This is a genomic window from Bacillus sp. JAS24-2, assembly GCF_008274905.1.
GTDB lineage: Bacteria > Bacillota > Bacilli > Bacillales > Bacillaceae_G > Bacillus_A > Bacillus_A cereus.
Genome location: NZ_CP031069.1, coordinates 159,919 through 174,771, shown reverse-complemented (window position 1 = coordinate 174,771; position 14,853 = coordinate 159,919). Strand labels below are relative to the sequence as shown.

Here is a 14,853-nt window from a genome sequence, read left to right as displayed (position 1 = left end):
ACGCACCTCCATTATTAAAAAGTATATTTCGTAATGTAAAACTCTTCTGAAATTAATAAATTATCTACTCTTGATGATTTATTAATATTGATAATACTTTATCTGACATCATTTCATCTGTATCCTCTAAATCTTTTAGTAAATCTATCAACTCTTTATCTTGCTCCAGCTCTAGTTCTTGTTTCACAATCAAAACAAATTCCTCTAAGGTAGTAACTTCAAATATTATCTTTAATGGTAATTCTATTTTCAATTTGTTTCTTACTAGCGAAATAAATTTTGTTGCTAGTAAAGATTCCCCACCACTTTTAAAGAAATTATCTTTCATGCTAACCTTCTTATATCCCAATACTTCGCCCCAAATCATTGCAATTTCTTTCTCCAAATCAGTTATTGGTTCTACAAATTTCTGGTCATCCCCACTAAATATCGGTTTTGGTAATCGTCTTCTATCAATTTTCCCATTTGGAGTTAATGGAAGTTCTTCTAATACTACAAACTTTGCTGGTATCATATAATCTGGTACATGTTTTTTCATATATTCATAAAGAAAATCCCATTGCATCATGTGTTTATATTTTGGTACAACATATGCTATTAATTTTTTATTCTCATTTTCCTCATAAACATTAACAACTACACTTGAAATTGCATCGTGATTACTTAAAATACTTTCAATTTCTCCTAATTCAATTCTAAATCCTCTCAATTTAACTTGTTGATCTATGCGATCAATATACTCAAGATTTCCATTTGGTAAATAACGTACTATATCTCCAGTTTTATACAATTTTCGTTCCTCATTACTATTGAATGGAGAAGTAATAAATCTTTCCGCAGTTAATTCTGGTCGTTTATAATACCCTTTTGCTAATCCCACTCCCCCAATATATAGTTCCCCATGAACACCAATAGGTACGGGTTGTAAAGAGGTATCTAATACATACATTTCAGTATTAAAAATAGGCTTTCCTATAGGTATGGATTTACTATAATTCTCTCCTGGTTTTACTATATAATTAGTGCATCCAACTACTGCTTCAGTCGGTCCATATTCATTTATTATGACTGTATTTGGAGCATGCTTTACCCAAAAATCAACATGTTTTGCGAGTAGAGGCTCTCCTCCTACTACAAAAGTATCTGTACAAAAAGCAGCATCTTCTTCAGAAACTTGATGAGATAATAACTCTAAATGGGCTGGTGTTAGCTTTATAACACTATATTTTCTTTTCCGAACCCATCTTCCTAGTTCTTCTAAATCTAATCCCTCAGGAAATAAAACTACTGTTTCTCCTATACATAATGGTGAAAGCATCCCTGTAATTGTTAAGTCAAAAGATATTGATGACAGAACTAATGAACCTTGTCCACCATTCCCTTTATAATAATTTTGAGTGCACCAATTTAAATAATTTGTTAATCCGCGATGTGGAACCATGACTCCTTTTGGCTTTCCGGTAGAACCAGAAGTATAAATCATATATGCTAAATCATCTAAATCTACAAAATGGTCAAGATTTATAGTATCTTCCTCATTAAACTCTTGATTTCCATCCATTTGCACTACATTATCAACTCTAAATTCATTAAACTTAGACATAAAACTTTTCTGAGTAAGTAATATATCAAGTTGAGATTCTTCTAATATGTAAGACAGCCTTTCCATTGGATAAGAAGGGTCTAACGGGATATAAGCTCCCCCAGCTTTAAGTATTCCCAATATTGAAATCATTAACTCCGAACAACGCTCTAAGCAAATTCCAACATATCTTCCCGAACTGACCCCATTTCTCCGCAAGTAATGCGCAACTTGATTTGCTCTATTATTTAATTCTCGATAAGTTAATGAATCATTTTCACAGATTAAAGCTATAGCATCAGGGGTTTTTGTTACTTGTAATTCAAATTTTTCCTGTATACACATACTACTTAAATTTTCTTTATTGTTATTCCACCCATTTAAAATTTTTCTTTTTTCTTCATCATCTAATAATGAAATTTCATTTAACTGAACATTCGGATTTTCTATAATAGCTTTTAATATAGTTACAAAATGTTTCGCCATCTGTTGTATACTGCTTTTCATAAATAAATCTGTACTATAGTTAAACGTGCAAATAAGTTCATCATCATGTTCATTAATTATTAAACTTAAATCGAATTTTGCTGTATCGGTTTCGAATCTTTCAAATTCCATATTTACATTTGCAAGATTGAGAGATTTTTTAATATTCTGTTCTAGTGAAAACATCGTTTGAAACAAAACTGAATTATTTGCTGTTCGTTCTGAATTTAATTCACCCACAATTGCTTCAAAAGGTATATCTTGATTTGAATATGCTCCTAAGCATATTTCTTTTACTTTATTAATCAGTTCACGAAAAGCTACATCTCTTTTTGAATTAATACGTAAAGCCAATGTATTTACAAAAAATCCAATGAGAGGCTCTATCTCTCTATGATTCCTATTTGCAATTGGTGATCCTATGATAATATCTTCCTGATTGGTATACTTTAGAAGAAGGGTATAATATGCTGCAAGCAAAGTCATATATAATGTACAACCTTCACTTTTACTTAATTCTTTTAATCTCTGCACAGTTTCATTTGAAATTTTAACAAGTTCATTACTACCCTTGTATGATAATTTACTTGGTCTCGAAAAATCAGTGGGTAAATCTAGTACTGGTAAGACATCTTTAAATTGTTTCTTCCAATAGTCTAATTGTGTTTGAAATTTAGAACCTGTTAACCAATTCTTTTGCCAAATTGAGAAATCTGCATATTGTATCTTCAAAGGTGATAAATTAGCAACATCCGCTTTCAAAAAATTATTATATAAAATAGATAGTTCCTCAATTAATATAGCCATTGACCAACCATCCCCAATAATATGGTGCATATTTACTAAAACCAAAAATTCATCTTCTGTTATCTGCCAAATACTTGTATGTAGTAACGGACCCATTTCCAAATTAAAAGGTTCGATTGCTTTCCTTTTCATTTGTGACGAACATATATCTTCAGCAATATCCTTGGAATAGGAACACAAATTATGAACTTCAAAATCTATTTCCATAAATGGATGTATTTTTTGACGTAAATCTCCATCTAACGATAAAAATGTAGTACGAAGAATTTCATGCCTGCATATAATTTCATTTAAACAACGTTTAAAGACACTAATATTAAAGTCTCCCTTTATTTTTACTAAAAACGGCATATTGTATATAGAAGACCCAGGCTCTAATTGTTCAAGAAACCACATTCTTTGTTGTGCAAATGATAAAATTGTAGGTTCATTAGTTTTTCGAGAAGGAATTATACTTGATTCATTTTTATTCAATTGTTTCTCTAAAAATATTCTTTGTTCAGGAGATAATTTAGCTAACCTAGCCATAAGCTTTTCTTTACTCATTTTTTCTGATCCTCCTATTTCATAAATTGGTGGTGGGAATAGACTTTTAATATTCCCACCTACCTCATTATTTACAACTTATTATTGACCATCTTTTAAAATTAAATTTATTTCCTCTTCGGATAGTCCTTGAAGATCACTAATTAAATCTTGAATTTCCTGATTCTGTTTTAAATCTAATTCAGATTTAACAGCTAAAACTAACCCTTCTACAGTTGTTACCTCAAAAAGAGTACGTAACGACATATCTATTTGAAATTCTTTTCTAATTAAAGAAATCAATCTTGTTGCAATTAAAGATTCTCCTCCATTTTCAAAAAAATCATCTCTCATACTAACCGATTGATATCCAAGTACATTTCCCCAAATCTTTGCAATTTTTTTGTCTAAATCTGTTTTAGGTTCAACAAAGTTATCCTCATTAAGATTAAATATAGGATCAGGTAGTTTTTTTCTATCTAATTTTCCAGTTGAAGCAATTGGAAATTCATCTAAAAAGACAAAGAAAGAAGGAATCATATGATTTGGAACTTGTTCCTTCATATAATTACGTAATTCTTTTGTTGTTAAATTTGAATTCTTTTCAAGTGTTAAATAAGCTATTAATCTTTTATTTCCTGAAGAATCCATATGCGCTAAAGCAACGACTTGTATAACATCTGGATGTTTACTTAATATTGCCTCTACTTCGCCTAACTCAATTCGGAAACCACGAATTTTCACTTGATAATCTATGCGTCCTAAAAACTCGATTGCACCATCATTACGCAGACGAACTAAATCTCCAGTCTTATATAGTCGTTCATTTTTATCATGACTAAATGGATTTTTCCTAAAAGATTTTTCAGTTTTTTCTTTATCATTAAGATAACCACGGCCTACGCAAACGCCACCATAACATAATTCTCCAGGCACTCCTATAGGTACTGGATTCATATATTGATCTAAAATATATACCGTACAATTCGGAATTACCTTTCCTATTGATATAAAGTTTTCTTCTAAAGCTGGCGGCTCTAAGATATATTGATGATTAACATCATCTGAACTCTCCGTTGCTCCACAAGCATTAATCATCGGAATATCCGGATAATACTTAAACCATTGACGGCAAAGTTCAGGTGGTAAAGTTTCCCCATTTAACACTACCCATCTTAAGGAACTAAAGCTCGGTCTTTTTTCTTCATTTAAAGAAATTCTTTCTAAGGTTGATTGAAGTACCGTAGGTACAGTTTCAAATACTGTTAAATTCGCTTTTTCCATTTCATTCAGTTGCACTTCTGGGTCAAGTTCAGCTTCATCAGGTAATATATATGTCTGTCCGCCAACTAATAATGCGGATAGTAATTGCCAAACTGATACATCAAAACATTGAGTAGCATTTTGTGCTACTATATCTGATTCTTTAATATCGATTACATCTATTTTTGCAAATAAATGATTAATCATACCTTTATGCTCCACCATTACACCTTTAGGAAGTCCTGTAGAACCTGAGGTATAAATGACATATGCTAAATCATTTAATGCCACTTCATTATGTTGATATAATACATTTTGACTTTCAATTTGCTCCCTACTACTATCTAAGGAAACTATTTTTAATTTATCTTTTGGTATTCTATTAGTAAATTTTTCATATGTTAGTAATACATCCATACCTGAATGTTCAATCAAATACTCAATACGACTTTCAGGATATTTAGGGTCTAGAGGTATATAAACTGCACCAGCTTTAAAAATACCAATCACTGTTATAGCCCAATCTATATTTCTTTCTCCAAAGTAACCAACAAACATACCTGGTTTAACATCAATGGACTTCAAATAATTAGCCAAGCAATTAGAACGTTTTTGAAGCTCTTGATAAGTAATTACCTGATTTTGAAATACTATTGCTTTATTATCTGGTGTTTTCTTCACTTGCTTATCAAAAAGGATATGGAAACACTCATCAATGCTAAAGTCTTCCTCATCATCATTTTTTAAAGTTACTTGATCGATTTCTTCATTTGATAATAAACAAGTTTCATGATGATTAGCTGAGGAACCTTGAGCTATTAATTCTAAAGTTTTTACATAATAACCTGATATATAATTAATTTGTTCCTCAGTTATATCTTCTGGATAATAGTCTAATACACACATCAACTGAGATGTTTGAGGATCAATAGAAAATTGTACTGTAAGTGGTACATAAGCTGATTCACGATGCTCTCCATTCAATATTTCAATACCAGCTTTTTTTCCGATATCTTGATAAGCATGGAAATGAGTATAGTTAAAAATAGTTTCAAACATACGTTTTCCGCCACTATACTTTCTTTGTAAATCTACTAATGGATAGCGACGATACGGATGAGCTTCCCTCTCTGCATCAAAAGTTTTACAAACCAACTCTTCCCAAGAACAGTTACCAATATCTAAACGAAACGGCATCGTATTTATCATCGAACCAAGTACTTTTTCTGCATCTGGTTCCTCTGGCCTTCCACCGGCTACTACCCCTGTAACAACATCAGTTTGACCAGTAAGTAAGCTAACCACTTTTAAATGTGCTGCTAATACTACATCTTTAAGAGGTACCGATACTTTTCTAGAAAGGCGTATTAGTCCTTCAGAAACTTGCTGCGAAATTGTAAGCATCAATCTATTGTTTTCAATTACTTTCGAAGCAGGCGTTTTTAACCAACGCGGTACCTGCATAGTCGATACATCCTGTAGTTTGCTCTCCCAGAATTCATTGGCTTCTTTCGATTCTTTTGTCTGTTGTTCTAATTGTACATAGCGATTGAATTTAGCATTTAATTTTTTAGATTCTAATGTGTTAGGGTTTTCTGTCAAATCCCTATAATTGGTTAGCAGTTCCGTAACCGTCGATGCAACACTCCAACCATCCAGTATAGGCTCACACATTGTAAATTGAAAGATTTCATCAGATAATAAGTGAACATGAAAACGAAATAACCCTGGTTTAGACCAATCAAATTTTGTGTGCTCCTCTTTACTCACAAAATCTTTTAAATACTTTTCTTGTTCTTCTTCATTCATATGACGAAGGTCTTGGACATTTAATTTTAAATCTGTATTCTCATGAACTAATTGTAGTGGTTTACTATAACTAGAAATATCAAATGAAGTTCTAAAAATTTCATGTCTTTTTACTAATCGATTAATTGCTTCGTTAAAAATCTCTTCATTAAAATCAGCACGTAAACGATACGTTTCTAGATAAGATCTATACCCCTCATTAACTTCACTGTGATAATAAACTGTCATTTGTATTGCCGGAATAGGATATGCATCTTCAATTCCATTAGGAATTTTCCTTCTATCTTCTTCTGAGATTAACGAAAATGGTAGGACTATTACACCCTTATCTTCTATGCTGTTCTGCATATCTACTACTTTAGATAAATCTCTTATTGTTTGATATTTAAAGATTTGTTCTAAAGAAATATTTAGTCCTCTTTCTTTTGCAAGCGAACATATTTTAATACTTCTAATAGAGTCACCACCAATTAAAAAGAAATTATCATCTATTCCTATCTCTTGTATACCCAGTACTTCTTCCCAAGTATCAGCTAAAATTTTCTCTATTTGTGTTTCAGGTTCAATATATTTCGCTCTTTCAACTGCAAACATGTCTGGAGCAGGCAATGCCTTTTTGTCCACTTTTCCGTTAATTGTTAATGGAAATTTATCCAATAATACAAAAGCACTTGGTACCATATAATCTGGTAGCTGTCCTGTCATATAATTTCTTAGCTCACCAATTGCAGTAGGCATCAAATTATCTCCAACAATGTAAGCTATTAGTTTTTTATCACCAGGAGCATCTTCACGAACTAACACTATACCTTCACGAACTTTCGAGTATTGATTAAGAATAGCCTCAATCTCACCTAGTTCAATTCTAAATCCACGAATTTTTACTTGATCATCAATACGCCCTAAGTACTCAATATCTCCATTTGGTAAATAACGTGCTAAATCGCCTGATTTGTATACTAGTCCTGCTTGCTCTAAAGATGGAATTTTTATAAAGCGTTCTTCAGTTAACTCTTGTTTATTTAAATATCCTCGTGCAACCCCCGCTCCACCTATATACATTTCTCCAATTACTCCAATAGGTACATGCTGCAAGTCTTGATTTAATATATATACCTGAAGATCGGGAATAGCTGTACCAATTACACTTGCTTGACTATCTAAATCAGCCTTTGATAAAGCTCGATATGTGACATGAACTGTTGTCTCTGTAATTCCATACATATTTATTAATTGGGGGTTTGCGTCTCCATGTCTCTCAAACCAACCACCTAGACTCTGAATTTCTAAAGCTTCTCCACCAAAAATTACGTATCGTAAATTTAATTCATGTGGCATATTTACTTTCTCATCTACGTGTATCAATTGACGGAATGCTGATGGTGTCTGATTTAAAACTGTTACTTTTTCTTTAATTAACAATTCATAAAATTGCTCTGGATCACGACTCACATAATATGGAACAACAATGAGTTTTCCTCCATATAATAACGCCCCCCAAATTTCCCATACAGAAAAATCAAATGCATATGAATGGAACATCGTCCATATGTCCTTTTCATTAAAATTAAAATGGTTATCCGTTGCTTTAAACAATCGAACCACGTTCTTATGCGGTATTAAAACACCCTTAGGGTTACCAGTAGAGCCAGATGTATAAATAACATAAGCTAAGTTATCTTCTGTAATGCCTGAAATTAGATTGGTATCTTCCATTTCTCTAATCTCTTGCCAATTTGTATCCAAACAAACAATCTTTGTTAGGTCATTTTGTACATTATTAACTAAATCTTTTTGTGTAAGAACAATTGGTACATTTGAGTCTTCTAACATATACTGGATTCGTCCAGCAGGTGCATGTGGATCAAGTGGAATATATGCTCCGCCTGCTTTTAAAACACCTAGAATACCCACAATTAAATCTATAGAACGTTCCATGGCGATACCAACCATTACTTCAGGTCCTACTCCCAAATTTGTTAAATATCTTGCTAATTGATTTGCACGTTTATTTAACTCTTCATAAGTTAAACTTTGGTTCATATATCTTACAGCAATAGCATTACCATGTAAGTTAACTTGCTTCTCGAACAGTTGTGGTATAGATAGATTTGTAGAATACTCTACTCTTTTCTTGCTCCAATCATTTAACTGTAGTAGCTCTTTCTCAGTTAAAATAGGTATTAAATTTATAGAATTATCTGGGTTTTTTATTATACTGTCTATTAATATTTCAAAATGATTTATCATACGTTTTACGGTAAATTCTTTAAACAGCTCTGTATTATACTGAAAATTAATAATTAACCCCTCATCAGATTCTGCAACTGTTGTAGTGATATCAAATAACGATGAATTATCCTCAATTGGAAATAAGCTTAAACTAGCGTTATCGAAATCAATCTTTGTAGTTTCACACCCTACAGTGAAAGGGGCGAGAGTTTTATTATAAATACCCACATTTTGCATTACGAAAGCAGTTTGAAAAACCGGCGATCTGCTTGAATCTCTATCAATTTTTAAGTTTTTTATTAATGATTCAAAAGGATAATCCTGATTACGATAAGCTCCAATTACTTTATGATTTGTTCGCTCGATCATTTCATTAAATGTTGGATTTCCTGATAGGTTTAATCGTATTGGAACAGCATTAGTTAAATATCCTACTAAATTAGCAAACTCTTTCTTAACTCGCCCTGCCATATAAGAACCAATGATAATATCATCTTGATTTGTATAGCGATACATTAAAACACTATATGCTGAAAGTAACGTATTATATAATGTTACTCCTCTATTTTTAGAAATTTCTTTTAGTTTGTTTTGTATGGATTTATTTAAACGTAACCTTAAGTTTGCTCCTCTATTCGAGAGTACTGGTGGACGTTTATAATCAATTGGTAAGTTTAAAATTGGTAAATCACCCGATAGTTCCTCTTCCCAATATTTCAATTTACTTGCACCTTCTGAACTATTAAGCATTGCATTCTGCCAATTTACATATGAGCTATAATCATAATCATTAGTTCTTAATGTACTTACATCTCCTACTTTTATTCTTGTATATAATGTCTTCAACTCATTAAATAAAACATCTATTGACCAATAATCAATTACGATATGATGGAAAGACCACAACATTACATATTGGGATTCATTACGTTTAAGAACATATACACGCATAATATCACCTTGTTCTAAAGTGAAATTACGAATAGATTCAACATTCAAAAACTCATTCAACTTTTCAGATTTCCAATCACTTACATCTATTAATTGAAAAGATACTTCCTTTTGCTTTGCTATATTTTGAATCAATTCACCCTCATATTCATAAAAAGATGACCTTAATATACAATGCCTATTAACTAATTCTTGAAAACTCTTCTGTAGGGATGTTATATCTAGCTTTCCTTCAATATTAAAAGCACGTGATACATTATAAGCAGAGCTATTTGGAGCTAATTTATATAAAAACCATAATCCTTGTTGTCCACGAGACATCGGTATTTCTCCACTTTTTATCTGATCAATTTCTAGTTTAGTAGTCAAATATTTTTCTCTATACAATTGATTATTCATCTCTTGTGCTATTTGTAATATACTCGGACCTTCTAATAAAAAAGTTGGTTCTAGTACAATTTCTAAATCCGTCTCTATATGACTCTGTAATTGTATTGCTGTTATTGAATCTAAACCTAAACTATTTAGTGACTGATTTACACTAATATTAGTAACAGGTATCTTTAAAGATACACCTACTTTCTGAAGTAAGTATTTTTCTAATTTAATTTGCCTTTCTTCTTGAGTTAACTTTACTAGCTCTTGTCTATTAAAAAGAATTTCTTCAATTTCAAATTCTATATCTAACCCACTTGTTTTTTGTACAACATCTTCCCCAATTAATTTAAGTTCTTCGTTTAAATATCCGTTGCGACAAGCGTGTCTTTGGATCTTTCCACTAGATGTTTTAGGTATACTTCCAAACTGTAGAAGCAATACTGAGTGTACTTGTATTCCGTGCTCCGCAGTTACTGCTTGTCTAATTGCACTAGCAACCTCTTGAACATTAACATTACGGTATTGGCGACTAATTTCTTGTGCCACAATTAACCGTTCTTCACCTTCTTCTATAACAGAAAACGCAGCGGTTGCATTTTTCCTTAAACTTTCATGACTGTTCTCTACTATTAATTCGATATCTTGTGGGTAATAATTTCTGCCTCGAATAATAATTAAATCTTTTATACGCCCTGTAATATATAACTCTCCATCATATAAAAAACCTAAATCCCCAGAACGTAAGAATGGTCCTTTTTTATTAGGCAGAAAAGCTTGGAATGTATCAATTGTTTGTTCTTCTCGACCCCAATAACCTGTTGCTACACTCTCACCTTTAATCCAAATTTCACCGATTTCATTACTAGAACATTCTTGACCAGTATCTGGATTAACTATACAAATCTCTTGTTCTTCTGCTATAATCCCACTGCTTACAAGATTACGTACCTTCCCATCTTTACTTAAAATGGAAACTAAATTCTTTTTCATATCATCAATTGAAAAAGAATTTATTACAGGCTGACTTTTACTTTTTGCACCAGAAACCAGTAATGTATTTTCAGCTAACCCATAGCAAGGATAAAAGGCTTCTTTTCGAAAACCAGATACACTAAATACTTTTGAAAACTCTTCAATAACTTCAGCACGAACAGGTTCTGCACCGTTAAATGCTAGTCTCCAATTACTCAAATCCAACTCAGCTCTTTGCTCCGGTGTTGTCTTTTCAATTAACAGTTCAAAAGCAAAGTTTGGCCCTCCACTTACAGTAGCTTTATACTTCGATATTGCTTCTAACCAGCGTAATGGTCGCTGCATAAAATCAATTGGTGACATAAATATTACTGGAAACCCTACAGCTAATGGCTGAAGCAATCCCCCAATTAATCCCATATCATGATATGGAGGCAACCATATTACCCCAATATCGTCTTCAGTGGTCTTAAATGACTGCTGAATTAATTTTGAATTGTGCAGTATATTCCCGTGAGTTACCATTACACCTTTTGGTGTAGATGTAGAACCCGATGTATATTGTAGAAACGCAATTGTATTTCTATCTATCTCTGGAAATACCCAATATTCCTCGCAACCTACAGGAACTTCATCTGTATTCAAATACTCTATTGCACAATTATTAAAGTACTCAGATTTTCTCATACGCGCGCTAACTTTTGTCTGTGTCAATATATATTTTGCCTCTGCATCTTCTAAAATTACTTTCAAACGTGGCATTAACCTATTTGAAGATGGAGGATATGCTGGTACCGCAATAGCGCCTGCATATAAACATCCAAAAAAGGCAGCTAGATAGTCGATTCCAGGTGGATATAGTAATAAGACTCTTTCATTTTTTGCCCCTCTATCCTGTAACCATGCTCCTATAGCTCTCGCTTTCAAATCTAATTGGCCATAAGTTAATGAGATTTTATCCTCTTCACCATCTCTTAAAAATTGAAATGCAGTTACATCACCTTGTTCTTTAGCACGATATTGCAATAATTCTACAAGTGATGTCATTTCTAAAAGTAACGTATTTTGAAATAATTCCACAATTACCCCACCTTTCACATTGTTTTACTCGGTTTAAGTTTCACTTTCATTTTGGAATTCCTATATTGTTCTGGTTTGAACTTCTGAATTTCTAATTGTTGATTCACATATAGTAAAGATTGATCGTCATACCAATGACTTAAAAAATTACCAGATTGCCCTGGTGCATTAATATCCATTCCCAGACAATCTTTCAAATCTACAACCATTCTCCATGGTGCACCATCAAGAATATGACCAGTTTTCCTATCATACGATGCTAATGCTACCGTCACATAGCTACCTCCAATAGGAATTTTTCCCTGGGGATTTATTAAATTCCCTATAAATTTATTCTTCTTACCAAACGGGTGTTTAGTAATAAAATGATGGAACTCTCCCCACTTCCATTCATAAGGGTTATTTCCCTGTAAATCTATTATAGTAATAATAGATTTTTTAAAGCTTTCTATAATCACTTTCTCAAACCCGCCAGCATTATTAAACCACGTACTATCATTTCCTTGCGCCGCCTTGCGTATAAGCTCGTCAGTTATATTCATCCGATCAACCATTTTCTCAAATAAAAACGTTCCCATTTTTTCTTTAAAAAGGGTACAACAAATTTCCCACCACCAAAAATGATAAATTAATGGCGCTGCATTATATGAGGTATCTTTACAATCCCATTTTTGCAAGATTCTAATACATTCCGTTTCTAATTTGTTATGTTTAACAGAATACAATACCGGTAAAAGAATATTTAATAGCTGTACTGCTTGTAAATTTAACGTATCATCTTGCATTATTTTTACATCTTCAATTACTAAAGGTGTATTTTCAGCTATACTTTTTCTTAACATCTGGTTAATTCTTTTTGCACGATATGGGGCATCCCATGAACTTGCAATCATATATGGATAATGATCACCTATAACCTTATTGTTTGCTGAAACAATAAACCCCTGTTTAGGATTGACTACCTCCGGTAATTCTTCAAAAGGTATAAATCCTTTCCATTCAAATTCATCATCGCATCCTGGTACCGGTAATAAACCATTCCCTTTATTACGTATCGGTATTTTACCACCTACTCGATAGGCAATGGTTCCATCTTCTGAAGCAAATAAAAAATTTAAAACCGGTGTGCTATATTTACGCAAAGAATTACGGAATTCTTCCCAATTTTTCGAACGATTAATATCTAATAGAGCTTCTAAATCACATGTAGGATAATTTGCATTCCATTGTAAGGCTAGATTTTCCTTTAACTTTATTTGTTGATTATTACCAATAACATCTGAAATAATAGGTCCATGTCGTGTAACAACAACCGGAAACGCAACATCTGCTTGGCCCTTAACTTTAATTACTTCTTCTATAACTTCAGCCTCTTCCCATTTCCCTTTATATTGAAATTGATTAGGATTACTAGGATTTCTTTTTTCTATAAACAAATCTTGGACATCTGCACGATTATTTGTTACTCCCCATGCAATTTTGTCATTATGGCCAAGTATGATCCCACATACACCAGGTAATGTTACACCTATTACATCCATATTTTCTGTTTCATTGTTTACTTTTAAATGCGTTTGATACCAAGTAGATGGTGCTTGCATTTCAATATGTGGGTCATTGGCCAGTATTGGTTTACCTGATTTTGTATGCTTACCAGATATAACCCATCCATTTGAACCCTTAGTTACTTCGCTTGATAAATTCAACAAATCTGCTAAATGATCAGAAAAGAAATCTAAATTATTTATTGTTTTTTCTGATGTTTGTTGTTTTATCTTTACATTCTCACCCATCATATAATCAGGAATAGTAATGGGTCCATCCGAAGGGTAATTTGGTTTTATTTCCTCAAATAATTCATCATCAATTTTCTTTTGCAATTCAAATCGAAAAATTTCATTTGTAAAATTATGACTTAAACTATAGGATAATAATCTCCCTATACTTAACATATCTAGAATTGACCAAGGTTCAGGTTCGTAATCTAAAATTGTAAATTCTACTGGTAATCTATTCAGTTTTTTTGCTTGTTCTATATACGTATTTACTCCATCACAATAACTTTGCATCCATTCCAAGGTTTCTTCTGAATAAAGACTAATAGATTTTTGAGCAGATCTAAATAGTGAAAATGAACGAAAAAGTTTATCATTGTTTATTAAATCTGGACCTAATATCTCAGATAATCTTCCATTTACTAAACGTCTACTCATATCCATTTGCCATAATCTATCTGTAGTAGTTATAAAACCTTGTGCTTTATATACATCATTAAAGTTTCTGGCCTCAATGTGTGGAATCCCTCTATTATCCTTATAAATAATTACTTCTTCACTAAGTCCTGAAATAACATATTCCTTTTCCAAAGAAATGAAATGCTCTCGTAATTTCCGATAAACATTTTGATTACACGCTCTAATTGATCCATAAAAAATAACCTTTCCTAAATTCATAGCTTTTTTAATTTTTGGAAAAGGTTTATAAACTCTAGCGATCTTTGTCCTATTATTTTTTTGTGGCTTGTGTTGTATATAAAGCACCTACCTTTATAAATAATCTAAAGGGAAAATTATGTATTCTTTGTAAAATAAACTGAAATTACTAACCATAATGAATAATCTGAATTTTAAACTTCTCCCTTCTCCATTTGGTATTTCTCATGCTATCTTAAGTTCAATTTTTTGACAATACTTTCAATAAAAGAGAACTTTTATAAATATTATTCAGAATTATCAAAATAAAAATACCATAACCAATGTGGTTATGGT

Annotated in this window: 3 protein-coding genes; all 3 read right to left on the bottom strand. The window is 32.1% G+C overall.

Annotation, left to right across the window (positions count from 1 at the left end):
- Nucleotides 1-64 precede the first annotated feature (64 nt).
- The 3 genes from DN407_RS27920 to DN407_RS27910 all read right to left on the bottom strand — a co-directional run bounded on the left by DN407_RS27920 (nucleotide 65) and on the right by DN407_RS27910 (nucleotide 14,625).
- Nucleotides 65-3,421, bottom strand: a complete 3,357-nt coding sequence (locus tag DN407_RS27920) for a non-ribosomal peptide synthetase (RefSeq protein ID WP_149216863.1) — start codon at nucleotides 3,419-3,421, stop codon at nucleotides 65-67.
- An 81-nt stretch (nucleotides 3,422-3,502) separates the two neighbouring features.
- Nucleotides 3,503-12,103, bottom strand: a complete 8,601-nt coding sequence (locus DN407_RS27915) for a non-ribosomal peptide synthetase (protein WP_149216862.1) — start codon at nucleotides 12,101-12,103, stop codon at nucleotides 3,503-3,505.
- Nucleotides 12,100-14,625, bottom strand: a complete 2,526-nt coding sequence (locus DN407_RS27910) for a penicillin acylase family protein (RefSeq protein ID WP_149216861.1) — start codon at nucleotides 14,623-14,625, stop codon at nucleotides 12,100-12,102. The genes DN407_RS27915 and DN407_RS27910 overlap by 4 nt, the downstream gene beginning before the upstream one ends.
- Nucleotides 14,626-14,853 lie beyond the last annotated feature (228 nt).